The 19,154-nt window shown below is 46.4% G+C and carries 16 protein-coding genes and 2 tRNA genes; 7 read left to right on the forward strand and 11 right to left on the reverse strand.

Annotation, left to right across the window (positions count from 1 at the left end):
* Positions 1 to 9: 9 nt before the first annotated feature.
* On the reverse strand, positions 10 to 3,126 hold the full coding sequence (locus ACO0K1_RS09090) for an efflux RND transporter permease subunit (protein ID WP_423024883.1): 3,117 nt from the start codon (positions 3,124 to 3,126) through the stop codon (positions 10 to 12).
* Positions 3,123 to 4,301, reverse strand: a complete 1,179-nt coding sequence (locus ACO0K1_RS09095) for an efflux RND transporter periplasmic adaptor subunit (RefSeq protein WP_423024885.1) — start codon at positions 4,299 to 4,301, stop codon at positions 3,123 to 3,125. The genes ACO0K1_RS09090 and ACO0K1_RS09095 overlap by 4 nt, the downstream gene beginning before the upstream one ends.
* A 155-nt stretch (positions 4,302 to 4,456) precedes the next feature.
* On the opposite strand from ACO0K1_RS09095, the gene hpnC reads away from it, so the two are divergent.
* The 3 genes from hpnC (at position 4,457) to ACO0K1_RS09110 (ending at position 6,463) form a co-directional block, all read left to right on the forward strand.
* Positions 4,457 to 5,266 (forward strand): squalene synthase HpnC, encoded by an 810-nt coding sequence (gene hpnC / locus ACO0K1_RS09100; RefSeq protein ID WP_423024887.1) that lies wholly within the window; start codon positions 4,457 to 4,459, stop codon positions 5,264 to 5,266.
* Positions 5,267 to 5,523: 257 nt separating this feature from the next.
* Positions 5,524 to 5,706, forward strand: coding sequence for a hypothetical protein (locus ACO0K1_RS09105; RefSeq protein ID WP_423024889.1), 183 nt, complete (start codon positions 5,524 to 5,526; stop codon positions 5,704 to 5,706).
* A gap of 52 nt (positions 5,707 to 5,758) precedes the next feature.
* Positions 5,759 to 6,463, forward strand: a complete 705-nt coding sequence (locus ACO0K1_RS09110; RefSeq protein ID WP_423024891.1) for a M24 family metallopeptidase — start codon at positions 5,759 to 5,761, stop codon at positions 6,461 to 6,463.
* Between the two features lie 104 nt (positions 6,464 to 6,567).
* Here the strand turns inward: ACO0K1_RS09110 and ACO0K1_RS09115 are convergent, their stop codons facing one another.
* Positions 6,568 to 7,455, reverse strand: coding sequence for a hypothetical protein (locus tag ACO0K1_RS09115; RefSeq protein ID WP_423024893.1), 888 nt, complete (start codon positions 7,453 to 7,455; stop codon positions 6,568 to 6,570).
* A gap of 234 nt (positions 7,456 to 7,689) precedes the next feature.
* Between ACO0K1_RS09115 and hpnD the strand changes: the two genes are divergently transcribed.
* Both hpnD and hpnE read left to right on the forward strand, forming a co-directional pair.
* Positions 7,690 to 8,523, forward strand: coding sequence for a presqualene diphosphate synthase HpnD (gene hpnD, locus ACO0K1_RS09120; protein WP_423024895.1), 834 nt, complete (start codon positions 7,690 to 7,692; stop codon positions 8,521 to 8,523).
* The gene (gene hpnE / locus ACO0K1_RS09125; protein ID WP_423024897.1) at positions 8,516 to 9,868 is read left to right on the forward strand and encodes a hydroxysqualene dehydroxylase HpnE; all 1,353 of its coding nucleotides are present in this window, start codon (positions 8,516 to 8,518) and stop codon (positions 9,866 to 9,868) included. The genes hpnD and hpnE overlap by 8 nt, the downstream gene beginning before the upstream one ends.
* A gap of 16 nt (positions 9,869 to 9,884) precedes the next feature.
* Here the strand turns inward: hpnE and radA are convergent, their stop codons facing one another.
* Positions 9,885 to 11,264 carry a DNA repair protein RadA gene (radA, locus tag ACO0K1_RS09130; RefSeq protein ID WP_423024899.1) on the reverse strand — a complete coding sequence of 460 codons (1,380 nt, stop codon included), beginning with the start codon at positions 11,262 to 11,264 and terminating at the stop codon, positions 9,885 to 9,887.
* 135 nt (positions 11,265 to 11,399) lie between these two features.
* Here radA and lplT point away from each other — a divergent pair, with 135 nt between their 5' ends.
* A complete protein-coding gene (lplT, locus tag ACO0K1_RS09135) occupies positions 11,400 to 12,662 on the forward strand; it encodes a lysophospholipid transporter LplT (protein ID WP_423024901.1) in 1,263 nt (420 codons plus the stop codon).
* On the opposite strand, the gene ACO0K1_RS09140 is transcribed toward lplT, so the two are convergent.
* From ACO0K1_RS09140 to tsaB, 4 genes are all read right to left on the reverse strand, one after another.
* Positions 12,659 to 13,666: a DUF1853 family protein gene (locus ACO0K1_RS09140; protein WP_423024903.1), complete on the reverse strand. Its 1,008-nt coding sequence runs from the start codon at positions 13,664 to 13,666 to the stop codon at positions 12,659 to 12,661. The genes lplT and ACO0K1_RS09140 overlap by 4 nt on opposite strands.
* Positions 13,666 to 14,562: a uracil-DNA glycosylase gene (locus tag ACO0K1_RS09145; protein WP_423024905.1), complete on the reverse strand. Its 897-nt coding sequence runs from the start codon at positions 14,560 to 14,562 to the stop codon at positions 13,666 to 13,668. The genes ACO0K1_RS09140 and ACO0K1_RS09145 overlap by 1 nt, the downstream gene beginning before the upstream one ends.
* Positions 14,562 to 15,008, reverse strand: coding sequence for a ribosomal protein S18-alanine N-acetyltransferase (rimI, locus tag ACO0K1_RS09150; RefSeq protein WP_423024908.1), 447 nt, complete (start codon positions 15,006 to 15,008; stop codon positions 14,562 to 14,564). Before rimI ends, ACO0K1_RS09145 begins: the two co-directional genes overlap by 1 nt.
* A 97-nt stretch (positions 15,009 to 15,105) precedes the next feature.
* Positions 15,106 to 15,795 carry a tRNA (adenosine(37)-N6)-threonylcarbamoyltransferase complex dimerization subunit type 1 TsaB gene (gene tsaB / locus ACO0K1_RS09155; RefSeq protein ID WP_423024910.1) on the reverse strand — a complete coding sequence of 230 codons (690 nt, stop codon included), beginning with the start codon at positions 15,793 to 15,795 and terminating at the stop codon, positions 15,106 to 15,108.
* A gap of 73 nt (positions 15,796 to 15,868) precedes the next feature.
* On the opposite strand from tsaB, the gene ACO0K1_RS09160 reads away from it, so the two are divergent.
* On the forward strand, positions 15,869 to 16,279 hold the full coding sequence (locus ACO0K1_RS09160; RefSeq protein ID WP_423024912.1) for a thioredoxin family protein: 411 nt from the start codon (positions 15,869 to 15,871) through the stop codon (positions 16,277 to 16,279).
* Positions 16,280 to 16,475: 196 nt separating this feature from the next.
* On the opposite strand, the gene ACO0K1_RS09165 is transcribed toward ACO0K1_RS09160, so the two are convergent.
* The 3 genes from ACO0K1_RS09165 to ACO0K1_RS09175 all read right to left on the reverse strand — a co-directional run bounded on the left by ACO0K1_RS09165 (position 16,476) and on the right by ACO0K1_RS09175 (position 18,844).
* A tRNA-Arg gene (locus tag ACO0K1_RS09165) sits at positions 16,476 to 16,552 on the reverse strand.
* 308 nt (positions 16,553 to 16,860) lie between these two features.
* A tRNA-Arg gene (locus tag ACO0K1_RS09170) sits at positions 16,861 to 16,937 on the reverse strand.
* Positions 16,938 to 16,993: 56 nt separating this feature from the next.
* Positions 16,994 to 18,844 carry a potassium transporter Kup gene (locus ACO0K1_RS09175; RefSeq protein WP_423024914.1) on the reverse strand — a complete coding sequence of 617 codons (1,851 nt, stop codon included), beginning with the start codon at positions 18,842 to 18,844 and terminating at the stop codon, positions 16,994 to 16,996.
* Positions 18,845 to 19,154 lie beyond the last annotated feature (310 nt).

The raw sequence follows: 19,154 nt of genomic DNA on the forward strand, positions 1-19,154 counted from the left end.
CGCAAGTAACTACTCTGCAGACGAGATTTGCGAAGCGCTAGCCTTCCGAACCTTAAACCACGCCGCATATAACGCGGGCAAAAACAGCAAGGTCAAGCCAGTTGCGATAATCAAGCCCCCCATAATAGCAACCGCCATAGGTCCCCAAAAAACTGACCGCGACAAAGGAATCATTGCCAACACTGCAGCAGCGGCAGTCAAGATAATCGGGCGGAAACGTCGCACCGCTGACTCAATGACAGCAGTCCATGGGTCAACTCCTACACCGATATCGTGCTCAATCTGATCAATCAAAATAACAGAGTTACGAATGATCATACCGAATAGCGCAATCACCCCTAATTGCGCGACAAAGCCAAATGGTCGCTGCAGTATAAGCAAGGCCATTGCAGCCCCAGCTACACCTAACGGACCTGTCAGGAACACTAATAGCGAACGAGAAAAACTATGCAATTGCAACATCAGTAACGTAAAGATGATAAAAATCACCAGTGGCACATTAGCAGCAATAGAATCCTGCGCCTTACCGCTATCGGCGGCGGCGCCAGCCAATTCGACTTTATATCCCGGCGGTAACGCAGCGATAATCGGCGCCAATTTCGGCATGATCTGACTCGATACAGTTGGCCCCTGAATGCCATCAATCACATCCGACTGCACCGTAATTGCCCATTCGCGGCCATAACGCCAGACCACACCCGGCTCCCAAACAAGCTTAATCGTTGCCAATTGCGATAAAGGAACTGATTTTCCGCTTGCGGTTGGCATATTGGAATTGGCGAGTGCTTCAATCGTTGAACGTTCATCAATTGGCTGACGGACCACCATATCGATCAACTTATTCCCATCGCGGAACTGCCCTACCGTCGTCCCCGAAAGAATCGTATTAGCCGCCCGCATCACCGACTGCGACGTCACTCCGAGCGCGCGCAACTTATCCTGGTCGAGATCAATACGAACCACTTTGACTGATTCATTCCAGTTATCATTCACCCCGGCGGTATTTGGATTTGCCCGCATCACTTCTTTTACCTGATCAGCGATAGCGCGCACCCCAGCCACATCCAAACCCGTGACCCGGAATTGCACCGGATAGGGAACAGGTGGACCATTCGGCAATAACTTAACCCGCCCGCGAACTTCCGGAAAATCAACTTTAAATTGATGCGCGATTTTCAGACGCAATTGCTCTCGCATCTTCAGATCTTTGGCGAGCACCACGATTTGAGTGACGTTTGTTTGCGGCAAAATCTGATCTAAAGGCAAATAGAAACGCGGACTACCATTACCAACGTAGCTTGTCACACTTTCCACGCCGTCTTGCTTCTGAATAAAAGCTTCAAATTTCTTCGTTTGTTGTTCGGTTGCTTTAAAAGACGAGCCCTCGGGCAACCACAATTCCACCATTAACTCTGGACGACTTGAGTCCGGGAAAAATTGTTGTTCGATGAACTTAAATCCAAATACCCCAAGACCAAATATCGCCAAGGTAATGGCAATAGTCGTCTTACGCCATTCGACACACCACGAAACCAAGGTCCGAAACCGACTATAAAACGGTGTATCAAACAATTCATGAGACTCACCACCAACCGCGTGCGGCTTTACTTTGAGTAAAAGGAAGCCAAGATAAGGCGTGAACAATACGGCGGCAAACCATGAAATGAGTAAGGCTAACGCATTCACCGAAAACATAGAAAAGGTGTACTCTCCTGCTGCCGACTTTGCTAAGCCAATCGGCAAAAAACCCGCTGCAGTGATCAAAGTACCAGTCAACATAGGCATCGCCGTGGAGGTGTAGGCGAACGTTGCTGCATCAAAACGCGAAAACCCCTCCTCCATCTTTCTCACCATCATTTCGACGGCAATAATGGCATCATCGACCAATAAACCAAGTGCAATAATCAATGCGCCCAGCGATATTTTATGCAAATCAATATCGAGGATGTGCATAAATAAAAACGTGATAGCAAGAACCAATGGAATGGTTAAACCAACCACCAACCCCGGCCAAATATCAAGACGGAACGGCTTAGTATGCAATCCGAGCGCCAAAAAACTGACCGCCAAAACGATCACAACCGCCTCAATTAGCGTGTGAATAAATTCACCGACCGATGCTTTGACGGCATCAGGTTGATTAGTAACCTGCTCCAACTGTATTCCAACGGGTAATTTTGCTTTAACGACAGCGATCGTAGCCTGTAAATTTTTACCCATCTCAACGATGTTTCCGCCCTTCTCCATTGAGATGCCAAGGCCAACAACCTCCTTACCGTTAAAACGCATTTTGTCGCGCGGTGGGTTTTGATACTCGCGCTTTACGGTGGCAAAATCACCCAAGCGAAACGTCGTACCATTTGCCCGCAGTTGCAGACTTTCGAGATCTTTGACGGTCAATAATGCGCCCGTCACCCTTACCTGCAAATCGTTGCTGGAGGTGGTTAAGATGCCCGTTCCCTCGATGCCATTTTGAGAATTGATTTGCGAAACGATGGCATCAAAAGAGATACCCAGCTGCGAGAATTTTTTCTGCGAAAATTCAATATTTATTTTTTCGTCTTGAACACCGAATAATTCAACCTTAGCGACGGTTGGAATACGCAAAAATTGTTGACGCACAAAATCCGCGTACTCTTTTACTTGCTCCGTCGTAAAACCATCTCCAGAAAGAGCAAAAATTGAACCATAGGTATCACCAAATTCGTCATTAAAAATTGGCCCGATCACACCAGGCGGTAAGGTGCTGCGTATATCGCCTATTTTTTTTCGAACCTGATACCACGCTTGCTGAACTTCTTTCGGCGGTGTTGATTCTCTCAACTCCAACGTAATCAACGTTTCACCAGGTTTTGAATAACTCCTGATTTTTTCAATATAAGGTGTTTCTTGAAGTTTTTTCTCTAACTTATCAGTCACCTGATCGGCCATTTGCAATGCTGTTGCACCCGGCCATATTACTCGCACAACCATCGCTCTGAATGTGAACGGTGGGTCTTCATCCTGCCCCAACTTACCGTAACTAAATATCCCGCCTAACAATAAGGCTACGATCAGATATCTAGTGAGTGGGATATGCTCTAAAGCCCATTTCGACAAATTAAAACTGCCTGATTTGTTACTCATTTGGCGACTCCGGTCGTCGATGTATTGGCCTCATTAACGGGCGCTGCATCGGCAGCAAGAATTGTGACGTGCTGACCAGCTTTCAGAAAATTAACGCCCGCAGTGACGACAGTTTGCCCACTAGCTACGCCAGCAGCAATCAAGACATCTTCACCCGCAGCACCAGCAATCTGCACTGGCACCAGTTTTACGACGCCTTGCTCTACCACCCAAACAGAAGTGCTGCCCTTGTTTTGCAATAAAGCCGTCATTGGCAGTTTTATTGCTTGATTTGGATTGCGGGCAATGAAACTAACATTCGCCGTCATGCCTAAGCGAACATCGTTTGCATCTGCTGGCAATATCACTTTTGCAGTATAAGTACGCGTCACAGGATCAGCAATTGGCGACAACTCACGCAACTTTGCCGTCATTACTTTGGTTGGTTGCGCCCACATGCTGACATTAATATCAGTCATCTGGCGGATGACATTAATTTTATTCTCTGGTATTCCCACAACGACATCCATGTCACCAGCTTGCGCCACCCGGACAACAGGCGTCCCAGCAGCAACGACCTGCCCGACTTCCGCGTCGATGCTAGTCACAACACCGTCAACATCGGATTCGAGACTTGTATAGCTAGTCTGGTTACTTTGATTTTTATAGGCTGCAAGTGCTTGCTCATAGCTCGATTGGGCAGATTTATACGCCACGTCTTTACTATCCAGGACTGTCGCAGCGACGAAATTTTTAGAGCGCAATTCTTGATAGCGTTTCATTTCAGCCAAGGCTAAATCGCGATTACTTTCTGCTGCCGCCAGCGCTGCTTTTGCTTGTGTCTGCGCTAAAGCCAGATCCTGAGGATCTAACTGCATCAGAAGTTGACCACGTTTAACCACGGTACCCAATTCAACTTTGCGACTCACAATTTTACCGCCCACCCGAAATCCAAGGCGGGACTCGATACGAGGGCGAACTTCGCCGGATAATTCCAGTGCTGAATCTGCAGTGCCATTTTTTACCACAATTGCCCGCACTGGCCTCACATCTTCCGATTTTTCAACTGATTTCGAACATGCGCCTACACTAGCCAGCAAAATCAGCCCCGCAAACATCATTGGCAATTGCAACACGCCATGAGTCAATTCACGAGATTTTGCCTTCTTCAAGACGGTGGATTCTGGTGTTAACACTGGAATTTCCTTTACTATGCTAGCTGTTGTGGCGGATGCAACATGCAACCCGCGCAAAAATAATATCTAATAAATGACTCAATAGTTAGTTATTATAGTTAAGCTCCTTTTTTTTGCCAATGACTTTTAAGTCATTTATATTTTCCAGATCAACTATGTCAGTAGAGCACTACGAAAATTTTCCAGTTGCATCCCTATTGTTACCAGCAAAGCTAAGCCAAGCGGTCAAGCATATCTATGTTTTTGCCCGCACCGCAGACGATTTGGCCGATGAAGGAAACGCTTTACCGAACGAGCGACTTTTTGCATTAACCCAATATGAAAATGAACTCGATAACATCCAGTCTGAATTAGCGACTCAAATACCACTCTTCAGTGCCTTAGCAACGACTATTAAACAACATCACCTGCCAATTCAACCATTCAAGGACTTGCTTTCTGCGTTTAAACAGGACGTTATTACCCCACGCTATGAGAATTATGATGAACTTTTAGATTATTGCCGTCGGTCTGCCAACCCTGTTGGATGCTTGATGCTGCACCTGTATGGCAAAGCAACACAAGAAAATTTGCGCGATTCAGATGCCATTTGCTCGGCACTTCAATTAATTAATTTCTGGCAAGATGTTGCGATAGACTGGGAGAAAAATCGTGTTTACCTACCTCAGGAAGACCTGCGAAAATTCTCAATTAAGCAAACCTCTCTCGCCGACTTAGAAAAGAGTGAAAACTGGCGTCAAATGATGCGATTTCAAATCCAACGTGCACGTACTTTAATGATTTCTGGAAGCGAGTTACACAAAAATTTGCCGTGGCGATTTGGATGGGAGCTCAGATTAGTGATTCAGGGCGGCTTGAGAATTGCTGAAAAAATTGACCAAGTTGAGGGCGACGTTTTTAATCGTCGACCAAAATTACAAAAATTTGACTGGGTAATCTTGGTGTGGCGTGCCATATTTATGTAACTCAGCGGGTCGGATAACCCCACTAGAAAGTAGGATCAAATGATATCCATAGTCTCCCTTAATTTAATTACCTGATGCAATAATATCAATCTTTACTATGGCATTTGATGTTTGCGCTTAAAACAAGATTCATACGGGCAACAGTAAAATAAAGCATAATGCGATAATCTAGCGCGGAAGTTTTGAAGCGTTTCGCTACTAAACTCCTAAGATCATCTGCCACCAGCAAATTCACACTTTTTATCCTGGTTACCATCATGCAAAAATGCGTAAAACTCTTGTGTTTCATGGCCTGCATCCTATCCTTGAATGGCTGCGTTGTTCTCGCAGTCGCTGATGCAGCCGCAACCACGGCTGTTCATGTAGGAAGTGCTGTCGTAGGCACAGCAGTTGATGTGACAAAAGCCGGCGTCAGCGCCGTCACCAGTAGCAGCAAATAAGCCTAAAACGCCTGAAAATGGGCGCATGCTTAGTGAGATTACAAAGAACTCTATGCCAACTCAACTCGACATTGACCAACATCGCCTGGTGCAGACTGCGGCCAAGTCGGTTCTTGCCAAGTTAGAAAGCCTTATTACTGCCGACGACACTGAGAAAAGTATCGCTTCCACAGCGCACCAATTGCTGATTGAAGAAGGTTATCCAGAAACCTGGTATTACGAATGCCCCGCGCTTGTTCTACTTGGCTCTCGCAGTTGTGTGTCAATTTCAGGTAAAGAGTACGAGCCGCGGGAAGAGCGCGTCGGCACGTCAAATCTGGTCACCATAGATTTAAGTCCAGTGAGAAATCATTGTTGGGGCGACTGTGCACGTTCATTTGCCATAGAAAACGGCAAAGTAACGAACTCACCACAGCTACTTGAGTTTCAAAATGGCATGGGTTTTTTAGAACAAATGCATGCACAAATGGTAAGACTAGTTCGCCCACAAACTAGCTTCGGGCAACTCTTTGACTGGGCAAATATGCGCATCCGGCAGAATGGCTTTGTTAATCTCGACTACCGCAGCAATGTAGGCCACAGTATTGCAACGGATAGGGATCATCGGCAGTTTATCGAATCCAATAATAATGCATTGTTGGCAGACGTACCGTTCTTTAGTTTTGAGCCTTTCATCCGACTTAAAGGAGGAAAGTGGGGATTTAAACGTGAAGGAATTTTTTATTTTAACGATTTGGGTATTTTGGAAGAACTTTGAAGGCGCAGCTTTTAAAATAAGTTAATTCTTTATTACTTTCATATTAATAAAAAACCAGCTAGTTTGCGTAAAGCAAGCTAGCTGGTTTTTATTTTACTTTCAACTTACTGGCAGTTAACCAACACATTCGCTGACGCGGAAGGATTGCCCAAATTAGCCGTTCCAGTACCGTTTTGTACAGTACAAGTTTGCCCTGTCGGTTGCGTCGTCACGGCCACAGAATAAGGCATGCCAGTCAGCAAACTCCACGAGAAATTGTAAGTGCCGATTGTTGTTACAGTCAACGGATCCGTACGAGCAGTTGAGGTATTCGTTAAAGTAACAGAATTGCCCGCCGTCAAGCCAGTTACCGTAAATGTTACTGGCACCGCTGCAACGCAATTAACACCGATCGTTTTTGCAGCAGCAAGATTCGTATTGTCTGCGACGCCAACACCATTAACCACAGTGCAATATTGACCTGGAGGTGGCAAAGCAACGCCGACGTTGTAATTGTAGCCATTAACAACCCATGTAGGCAGAATAAAGGCGCCATTACTTGAGATAACCCCAGCCGTCGTATTATCTGCATTGACGTTGATATTTAACGGAGGGTAAGTAATATTGTTAATTAAATACAACTTACTACCATCGGCCAAACCGCTCACGGTACCGCCAACTGGCACGTTCGGAACGCAAGTCACCGCGACATTCGCTACCCCAGTGGAACTATTCATCGTCCCAGTGCCATTTGCCACCGTGCAATTAACGTACGCAGGTTGCGACGCAACTGTAATCGAGTAATTGGCGTTACTTGCCTCTGTGAATGAAAAAGAGCCATCAACACTCAGGGATTGTTTGTAATTGCCTTCATTTTTCAACACAAGGGCGTTAAGACCTGTGGTACCTAAGCCTGTTACTGTGCCACTCACCGTTGTGTAAACAAAGCCACCACATCCGGCGAGGGCAATTGCCACGCCGCCTAAGATTCCAGCAATTTTCGATTTATTCAAGATATTTGTCCAAATTTAGAGTTTTGTACCAAAAGCAAGCTCATTTTTCATTGAGCGATAATATAATGCGCCCATTATTATACGAGCTAGCGCATTTTGGATTAATAATTCTGTGCCCTAATTACATTAAGATACTTGATGCGCATTCTGCACAGCAAGTACATCAAGGTTGCACGAAGTTTGTTAGCATATCGACTTTACTTGGCTTTGTGCCGATTACTTACATAAAAAAGCATGTCACCTGACGAATATTGCCAGCAAAAAGCAGCCCAAAGTGGCTCCAGTTTTTATTACAGCTTTCTATTTTTACCCGTAGAAAGAAGAAAAGCAATTACTGCACTCTATGCATTCTGCCGCGAAGTTGACGATGCCGTCGATGAAAGTAGCGACGATATGCTCGCCCGTACCAAGTTAGTATGGTGGCGCAAAGAAATTCAAGCAATGCTTAACAATGCGCCGACTCACCCTGTTACTAAGGCATTATTGCCACACATGGCGATCTACCAGTTACAAGGCGACCACTTACTTGCCATCATTGACGGCATGGAAATGGATCTCAACCAGACTCGCTATCTGGATTTTACCGCACTACAAAAGTATTGCTGGCACGCTGCAGGTGTCGTTGGAATTTTATCGGCTAGTATCTTTGGCATATCCAACCCACAGACGCGGGTATTTGCCGAAAAGCTCGGTCTCGCATTTCAAATGACGAACATCATTCGCGATGTTGGAGAAGATGCGCGAAAAGGTCGCATCTACTTGCCAGTTAATGAACTACAAGAATTCAAAGTTACCGCGGCAGAAATTTTAAATGCGAAACACACACCACAATTCGAAGCACTCATGAAATTCCAATATGAACGTGCACAAAAATTGTATGACGACGCATTCGCGCTATTGCCACCCGAAGACCGCCGGGCACAACGAACTAGTCTGATTATGGCATCGATTTATCGTACATTATTAATAGAAATTGAACGTGATCGGTTCCAGGTACTGAATCAACGAATATCTTTAACGCCGATTCGAAAACTGTGGCTCGCCTGGAAGACTTACGTCCGTGGCTAAGTCACCATTGAAAAATATCGCCGTCATTGGCGCTGGATGGGCAGGATGCACGGCGGCTGTTGAACTTGTAAAACGCGGTCACAAAGTACAAGTATTTGAGACAGCCAGAACGCTTGGTGGCCGTGCGCGCCAGGTCGAATCACACCAACTGACGCTCGATAATGGTCAGCATATTTTACTTGGCGCGTATCGCCAAAGCCTGCAAGTCATGCGTGATGTTGGCGTAGATATCAACCAGTCTTTTTTACGTCTGCCGTTGCAAATGATGTATCCGCCTCTTGACGATGGGATGCAGTTTTCCGCACCAAGTTCTCCACTACTACCCGCTCCGTTGCACCTGCTCATTGCATTGTGGCAGTCCAAAGGCTTAGAAAAAGAGGACAAGCTGGCTCTCGCACGGTTTTCGTCCACCGCGCGCTGGATGGGCTGGAAACTATACGAGGATTGCACTGTTAATGAGCTGCTGCAACGTTTCGGTCAGACCGAAAGACTCTGTAAGCTCATGTGGTACCCATTATGCATTGCTGCATTAAACACATCGCCCCACAAAGCGTCGGCACAGGTGTTTCTGAATGTTTTACGAGATAGCTTAGGGGCGAAACGTTCGGCATCCGATATGCTGATTCCCAAATTAAATCTGACTGCTCTCTTCCCAGAAAAAGCCGCCGTATTCCTACAATCCAAAGGGAGTCAGGTCACTTTAGGTAAGGCGGTCACGCAAATTACCAAGAGCATCAATAATCCAAAGCAATGGTCTCTGGCATTCAGCAATGAGGAAACAATGGTAGAGTCAAACACTGGTTTCGATGCCGTCGTTATTGCAACCGATGTTAATAACGCTCAACGTTTACTAAAAAGCGCGTCTTCATCGAGCACGTTACCAAATTTTGAGTTTGAAGCAATTACCACTTGCTACCTCCAGTATCCAGTCAGTGTCCGTTTACCTCTACCGATGTATGCCCTACGAGATGATGTTCCCCGAAAAAAATGGGGGCAATATGTATTTGATCGTGGCTATTTGCACGATGATCAGACTGGTTTGCTGGCGGTGGTTGTCAGCGCACCTGAAAATATCAGGGCAATCGACCATACCGACTTAGCACAGGCGATCGCATTACAATTAGCAGAAAGCCTCGGGTTACCAGCTTTAGAGCGACCACTATGGCATCAAATCATCACCGAAAAGAGAGCAACTTTCAGTTGCACACCAGGATTGACGAGACCGCCGAATAGCACCAGTGACCCCGGCCTTGTCATCGCAGGCGACTATACTTCCGGCGACTATCCGGCAACGTTAGAAGCAGCAGTAAGAAGCGGCATTGCAGCTGCCGAACTCTTGCAATAAATCGCACGCCTGCAATTTAAGTCGCATCGTCAACATCGCGAATCTTATTCATTGCTTCATCAATACGATCAACGGCAATGATGGTCAGGCCTTCTATTTTTTGCTTAGGTGCATTTGCTTTTGGAATCATTGCAATTTTAAAACCCAATTTTGCTGCTTCTTTTAAGCGTTCCTGCCCGCGCGGTGCAGGGCGAATTTCGCCAGCTAAGCCGACCTCACCAAATACGACGAGACTACGTGGTAATGGCTTATTGCGCATCGAAGAATTAATCGCCAGCAGCACCGCCAAATCCGCGGCTGGTTCAGCAATTTTGACGCCACCTACCGCATTGATAAATACATCCTGATCAAACGCAGCCACCCCTGCATGTCGATGCAGCACCGCTAACAGCATCGCCAAGCGATTTTGCTCAAGACCGACAGACAATCGTCGAGCATTTGGCGCATGCGAACTATCGACCAATGCCTGAATCTCGACTAACAGGGGACGCGTACCTTCCTGTGTCACCATGACACAGGAACCAGCAACTTGCGCATCGTGTTGAGACAAAAATAACGCTGATGGATTTGAAACCCCTCTTAAACCGCGCTCCCCCATCGCAAACACACCCAATTCATTGACCGCGCCAAAACGATTTTTGATCGCACGTACCAGACGAAAACTCGAGTGAGTATCGCCCTCAAAATACAAGACGGTATCCACGATATGTTCCAACACTCGGGGGCCAGCTAATGCACCTTCTTTGGTAACATGGCCGACGAGTATCATCGTGATATCCATGGTTTTCGCCACGCGCGTTAACTGCGCAGCGCATTCCCGAACCTGAGCGACCGACCCGGGAGCGGAGCTCAATGCGTCCGAATACAGGGTTTGAATCGAGTCAATCACAACCACTTGGGGTTTATGATCGGACAAGGTATTCAAAATTTTTTCCAGCTGAATTTCTGCTTGTAACGCAAGTCCCTTCGTGTCCAGGCCAAGACGATTGGCCCGCAGAGCAATTTGGGCACCAGACTCTTCACCACTGACATACAAGACTTTTTTAATTTTCGCGAGATTTGAAAGTGCTTGCAATAACAAAGTTGATTTACCAATCCCTGGATCACCACCAATCAACACCACGCCACCTGGAACCAAACCGCCACCCAACACCCGGTCAAACTCTTCAATCCCCGTCCCAAAACGCGGCACATCAGATGCTTCAATATCGGATAAGTTAAGAACCGGCGCAGTTTGAGCGAGACTTTGATGCTTTCCGGAAAAACGATTTCCAGCAGCCTCAATTACGGTCTCTACGAGCGTATTCCACTGCCCGCACGACGGACATTGACCAGCCCATTTATTGACTATGCCACCGCACTCGGTGCAAGTGTAATTTGTTTTTGCTTTCGCCATATTTTTCCAAAAACCAGGTAAACACTGGCATTTTACTCAGTATTTGACTATTAGCTTGCGCTAATTCACATTGGTTTTGAGTTTTTCATGGTATAAAGCTGACCGATAACTCTTTGTAACAGGCAAATCATAAGCATGAAACGCGGTTTCTATACGATTATGGCGGCACAGTTTTTTTCTTCGCTGGCCGACAACGCATTGCTCATCACTTCGATGGCCTTACTGGCATCCATGAACTCGCCGAGCTGGATGACGCCACTTCTGAAATTATTTTTTGTCCTGTCATACGTCTTACTAGCGGCGTTTGTTGGCGCGTTTGCTGACTCATTACCAAAAGGCAAAGTAATGTTTATCACTAACTTGATCAAAGTTGGTGGTTGTGGGTTAATGTTTTTACATGTACATCCTTTACTTGCCTATGCAGTGGTCGGATTTGGTGCTGCTGCATACTCTCCTGCAAAATACGGCATCCTTACCGAATTATTGCCTCCTGAACATCTGGTTGCTGCAAATGGTTGGATCGAAGGTTTAACCGTTTCCTCCATCATTCTAGGAACGGTACTTGGCGGTGCCCTTGTTACTCCGCATATCTCGGCGATGTTGCTCAACATTAAATTGCCTTTAATCAGCCTCCCAATTAATACACCAGCGGAGGCTGCACTAAGTGTCATTATCGTGTTTTATGCGTTGGCAGCATTGTTTAATTTGAGAATACCGGACACCGGCGCTCGCTATGCGCATCAAAAGCTGCAGCCTTTGCAGCTCATTTCTGATTTCGCCGGGTGCTTTAGCATCCTTTGGCGAGACAAGCTGGGGCAAATCTCACTCGCGGTTACGACACTATTTTGGGGTGCTGGTGCGACCCTGCAATTCATCGTTCTAAAATGGGCGGAAGCTTCTTTGCACATGCCACTTAACGAAGCCGCAATCTTACAAGGCATTGTCGCCGTCGGCGTTGCACTTGGTGCTTGTGCAGCGGCAAAATTTATCCCATTAAAAAAATCATTATCTGTCATGCCTTTGGGCATCGCGATGGGTGCAGTGGTGATGACCATGATCTTTGTTCACACCAAGGAAATCGCCTATCCACTACTGGTACTTGTCGGTGCTTTATCAGGATTTTTTGTCGTTCCTATGAATGCATTATTGCAACATCGCGGTCACGTTTTGATGAGCGCCGGGCATTCTATTGCGGTACAAAACTTTAACGAAAATTTGTCTGTTCTGACCATGCTGACCGTCTACGCCATCATGGTTTCAATGAATTTGAACATCCAAGTTGTGATCGTTTTGTTTGGTGGTTTTGTTATGACAACGATGTTTGCCGTAATGAAAAAACATCAGGCCAACCAACGTGAGCACGATTCATTGGCGCTCATTGGGGAACACAAACACTAAGGATCTTGAGGTGGCAGCAAACGTGCGCTAGCCGAACGTGCCTGCTCCCACCAATCATCAGGCACAAGCATTCCACGACAAATCTCTCTGGCAAAACCCTGCTGCACCTCAGTGATCGCCAGCATGACTGGCGTTTTTATTACGGAAAATAAAGTCATCGCTTTTTCAAGCAATTCTTGCTTTGACATTGATTCATGAGGCGAAATTTGAACAGGTGCTAACCAAGCCAAACGTTCCAAAATTACCCCTGAAAAGTCTGCCATCTGCTGCAAATCATTTAAACACCAGATATACCCTCGACAATGCTCATCCGCAATGCCATCTACTAATTCAGCTGATGCGAATGCTTTTGCATCACGGTAAAACAGCCAGCCCTTAATGAATGCCTGAACTGAAAATAGTGGTGAAGGGAGTACTTTTCTCGCTTCCAAAGTTTCACCCAAGCGTAACTGCTGATACACAATTTTATGCATCTTTGCGCCTAAGGTATCAGCCAGATTTGGGCCCAGGTAGTTAAACAAATTTACCTTATTACTTGTCGAACTCATCGCCGCATTTGATGCAACATCCGGCATCTCATCAAAAAACAAATAGAACTTTGTGGCCAATTCCCAATGCACCAAGCCTTCTGGCTGGCGTACCAAAAAATCAAACTCGCCGATTGTTCTTGCCCGTCCATCATGAATCTGTAAACCGTGTGCATACAAGTCGTAAAAATGGGCTAAAAAAAAGGCTAACAAAGTCTCGGCGTATAAACCAAGTCGCTTGGTTGGATGAGTCTTCAAACACAGGTGCAGGGCTGCAGGATTCTGATCTAACGAAGTCAAAAACGCCGCGACATCAACCATTGGGGGCATAGTCGGCGCTACATTTGCACCATCCCATGTCAACGGATCTTGCTTAAGGAGGTGCGGCGAGCTCAATAACCATGCAAGCGAACGGACGTGAGGATCCTGTAAATGTCCCCAGTCATCATGAAACTGTTGTTGTGGAAAAAAATCCACTATAACTTCCCGTCAAGCGTATCACGGGCGAGACATAAATCCTGCCATGCTTTAGCCTTTTCGAGAGGTTTGCGCAGCAAATACGCCGGATGGTAAGTGACAACCATAGGGACATCGCCAATCCGATGTACTTTTCCTCTTAGTTGAGCCACCGGGGTTTCCGGATCAATACCCGATAAAGCGATTGCCGCGGTCTTACCCAAAGCAACAATGACTTGTGGCTGAATTAGACTAATCTGACGGTGCAAATAAGGTAGGCAGTTGGCAATCTCATCTGCAGTTGGCGACCGATCATTACCCGCATCGTCTGTTGCACGACATTTGACCACATTGGCAATATAGACACGATCGTTTCGGCGTACACCCAATGCAAGAAGCATGTTATCCAATAACTGGCCTGCAGCACCAACAAACGGCTCTCCCTGAAGATCCTCATGATATCCCGGCCCTTCTCCGACAAATAGCCAAACCGCAGTCTGAACGCCGTTCCCAAACACCGTTTGTTGGCGTCCACGACATAAGCCACATGCGTGACAAGAAGCGACGACATGCTCTAATTCTGCCCAGTTCAGTGCGGAAACGCGATTCTGCTTCTGCGAATCAATGCTTGTCTCGGAATACAAGGCATTTGCGACGGCAACATCATCGGTCGTCAACGAAGGCGACGCAGCAGCAATATCAGTTGAGATATTCTGCATTTTCGATCTAAATGTTGACGCGGCATCCTGCGACAAAACATCGACGTTGGCAGGATGAGCATTCTGGAGCGTTGGCGAACCCGAGACCTCAGGAACATCAGTGTTCGTATAGCGCGGCAACCATACCGGGCCCAAACCCATTTCATTCAGAATTTGAATGCGTGTTGCCGCACGATTACTGCTGTTATTTGAGTGCATTAGCATATTCTCCGCATCACAATCGCATCCTCGCGCGCATCACCTTCAGCCGGGTAATAGCCTTTACGCCGCCCAATTTCTTGAAACCCGTCACCCAAATAAACCTCAATTGCCCGATAATTGCTACGACGCACCTCAAGCAAGATGGATGCGTAACCATGCTCTTTCGCATAGGCATGCATAAATTTCAGCATTGCACTTGCATAACCTTGCTTTTGATTTTCGCTCCTGACGGCAAAATTCAACAGATGTAGTTCATCGACCACTGGCATCACCAGGAAATAAGCAATGATTTCCTGAACTTCATTGCGAATACCAAAAGCGTCATGGCCGTTCATCAAAGAGTCAGAAAAATTCCCGCGTGACCAAGGGTGAGAATATACCGCTTCTTCTATCGATAAAATCTGATCAATATCAGCAAAACCCAGTCTTACAAATTCGTGCATATTTTATCCATCCGACAATCATGACGCTTCCGGCTCAGCCCCGGATCGCAAAACAACACACGTCAACACCCGTCAACACCCCTCTACAGGTCAATACCTACATGGAAGCTTTGGCGATACTACGCTCAACAGTGGTTAAGGCTATTTTGTTCCGCAAATACAGGGGCTGCGCATATTCGGGCGCCACACTTAATCCAGCATGAAATCCAAATAATCCCAATTTAGCAACCTGTACTGCATGCGGCATGAATTTTACGTGAGCACAATGCGCCAGGTGCGACGGCAGTTCCAATCCATTACCTAAAACAACAAGCACCTGGGGTGCATAATCTTGCAGCAGAACACCGTCAAGCCGCGATAAAGTGGGCGGACTCAATTCCACACATTCATTGCCTGAAAACCGGTAGTGCGCCCAATAAACTTCATTCATACGCGCATCTAAAACGCAGACATAATCCGTCATAGAACTTTGTTGTGCAGCGGCCAGCGCCATAGCATGCAAACTTATGACCGGAATCACGCCAAGATCAGCACCAAACGCTAATCCTTGCACAATCCCGCAGGCTGTTCGAATGCCAGTAAAAGCACCCGGACCGCAATCGAAAGCGATAGCGTTGCAGTCAGCCAGTGAAATACCAGCCTCTGTCAACAAACTCTGAATTGCAGGCAAAATCCCTTGCGAATGCGTCTGAACGCCTGATAATTCACGCACATACATCTGATCCTCGACAAACAAAGCTGCCGATGCGAGTTCTGTCGTGGTTTCTATTGCTAAAATCGTTGTCATAGACGTATTTTACCGTGTTCACCCATCAACAAGGCTTAATTTCTCCAGGCCACGGATAGGTTAAAATTGAAAAATGACTGCTTATATTCACACTGATGACCTGGAACAGGTTAAAACACACCTCTCTGACAAGGATTGGCTGATCGCATGCTTGTGCGCCGCATGGTGCGATACATGCACCGCGTACCGATCTGCGTTCAATACCTTAGCAACTCAACATCCGGATAAATGCTTTACCTGGATTGACATCGAAGATTGCGCCCATCTTGTGGAAGAGATAGACATTGAAAATTTTCCGACGATACTGATACAGCATCAAGATCAGGTTGCGTTCCTTGGTACCATGTTGCCAGATACGGCACAGCTTCATCGACTCATAAACTCCCTCGACGATAGTATCAAAGTTGGCCCAATCAAACGCAGTGCACTCAACCAGGCGGCGCCTGAAGCGTGGAGCCTCAGAAGAATGATCCTCGCCGAATAAGCATCAAACGCATTTAAATATCGATTAAATATCAATTAAATATCGATTTAAATTTTGATTTAAATGTTAACTTCAAAACCAACTTGAATGCTAAATCCAGTCGCCAGTTCCAAATGGCGACATTGTCATCAAAAACAAATAACTTCTTACCAGAAAAAGAAAAAAGGGACTAGATTTGCATCTAGTCCCTTGAATCTGGTGCGGCTGGCAGGAATCGAACCCACGACCCCTTGGTTCGTAGCCAAGTACTCTATCCAGCTGAGCTACAGCCGCGAAGAACAAAATTATAGCAAACTCAGACAGTATTGAGAAGCCCCCTGCCCTAAAAACTTTAGCGCAACAGGCCTAAGACTTGATATACGCCTTTGAAATCAAGTTTCCAGACAGGAGACCAAACACCAAAAGCAATCGAGCAAAAGCCCCGCTGCGTCGTTGATACGACAACAATATGATCAATTTCACAATAAGGAATAATATTGATCGATATAACAACGTCGAAAAATTACGCTTTGAACAGGATTCCAACATATCGAGCATCAAAAAGAAAAAAGGGACTAGATTTGCATCTAGCCCCTAAAATCTGGTGCGGCTGGCAGGAATCGAACCCACGACCCCTTGGTTCGTAGCCAAGTACTCTATCCAGCTGAGCTACAGCCGCGAAAAACAAAATTATAGCACAGGGGTTTGGATTTGATAAGCCCCCATGCCAAAGTTTTAAATTTCGACCTGCGAGCCGACTTCAATCACGCGATTAGTAGGAATCCGATAGTAGTCCGCAGCATCACGGGAATTGCGAGACATCGTGACAAACAGCCATTCGCGCCACAATGCCATGCCGCGCTCAGGTTTGGAGACAATCGTCTGTCTGGAAATGAAGTAGGAGGTTTCCATTGGCTCGAAGGTCAACCCCTTAGATTCACACAAAGCGAGTGCCTTAGGGATGTCAGGTTCATTTTTAAAACCATATTTCACATCAACCTGGAAACAGTTATGCCCAAGATCAGTGACGTGCACACGATCAGCCACTGGCACCCAAGGAATTTCCTGATTATGTAACGTCAAGAAAATCACGCGTTCGTGCAAAATCTTGTTGTGCGACAAGTTATGCAGCAAGGCGTGCGGCACACCATCCGCTTCCCCGCGCAAGAAAATCGCGGTTCCGGCAACGCGCAACGGTGGCGACACAAACAGGGAATCGAGGAATTCGCTCAATGGGATTGCGTGTTTCTTGAGATTATCAAAAACCAATTCACGGCCACGTTTCCATGTCATCATGACGACAAACATCACGACGCCCAACACTAACGGGAACCAACCGCCATGGAAGATTTTTACCGCATTCGCAGAGAATAAGGAAAAGTCGATGATCACAAAAAAACCGGTCGCCAGGAAACACAGCAGCGGGTTATATTTCCAGCCGTAACGAATGACGAAGAAGGTCAGTAGCGAGGTGACCAACATCGTTCCGGTTACAGCAATACCGTAAGCAGCAGCGAGGTTAGATGAGGAACCAAAACCGACCACTGCAGCAACCACGGCAAGCAATTGCATCCAGTTAACCGCAGGAATGTAAATTTGGCCGATTTCCTTGGCAGACGTATGAATAATCTGCATGCGCGGCATAATGCCGAGTGAAATCGCTTGCTTAGTCATGGAGAACGTACCGGAAATCGTCGCTTGCGATGCAATGACCGTCGCCACAGCGGAAATAATGACCAGTGGATAAACGCTCCATGCGCCCAATTGCTGATAGAAAGGATTACTAACCGCTGACGGTGTCACGATCAAGAGTGCACCCTGCCCCAGATAATTCAAACCCAAAGCAGGAAAGACCACGAAAAACCATGCTGTGCGTATCGGCTTCGCGCCAAAGTGCCCCATATCGGCATACAAGGCTTCAGCGCCTGTAAACGCCAAAACAACAGCGCCCAAAGCTAAATAAGCAACCCAACCATGAAATTGCATAAAGCGAAGGGCATGAATTGGATTCAAGGCGCCGACAATGCCAGGGTTTTTGGCTATGTTGTAAAAACCCATGCCTGCTAAAGCAATAAACCAAATCAACATAATGGGTCCAAACAAATTGCCAATCCCTGCTGTGCCTTTATATTGCACCGCATACAGCATAACAATCACCACTACGGTGATTGGAACTACATACGGGTCAAACGCTGGTGTCGCCACCTTCAGACCTTCAATTGCTGACAGCACTGACACCGCTGGCGTGATTACCCCATCACCATAAAACAACGCAGCGCCGAAGAGGCCTAGCACAAACAAGGTCAAATGTAGCTTCGACGATTTACCAACCGACTCCAGCGCCAAGGCGGTCAGGGCCATAATACCGCCTTCACCACGATTATCAGCACGTAAAATTAGTGTGACGTACTTAAGCGCCACAATAATAATTAACCCCCAGAGTATCAACGACACAACACCGAAAATATTGAACTCGTTCAATGCAAGGCCATGTTCAGGCGAAAAGACTTCCTGCATCGTATAAAGGGGACTAGTGCCAATATCGCCATAAACGATACCTATCGCGGCCAGAGACAAGGCAGCCATGCTGCTCTTTGTATGATCTTGATGATTTTCCAATTGCGTACCTTATTGTTTTTGGTGCATTGCACAGTAGGCCAATACAGAGACGATTTCAATAGCACAAAGCAAAAAATCTCTTTATAGAATTTTTACGCAACACTTACCAACCCGAATAACTCGTTTTGTGATAGCCAATCGAACAAAAAAAGAAAATCCCACACCTTACATTGAGCGGTTAATCATTAAATTGCATTCGTTTAATGTCGGCAAACTCAAAATCAGCGAACTCAAAGTCAGCGAACTCAATGTTCATGTGGTAATTAGAAATTCAAAT

It is taken from the genome of Undibacterium sp. SXout20W, assembly GCF_049340285.1.
Classification (GTDB): Bacteria; Pseudomonadota; Gammaproteobacteria; order Burkholderiales; family Burkholderiaceae_D; genus Undibacterium.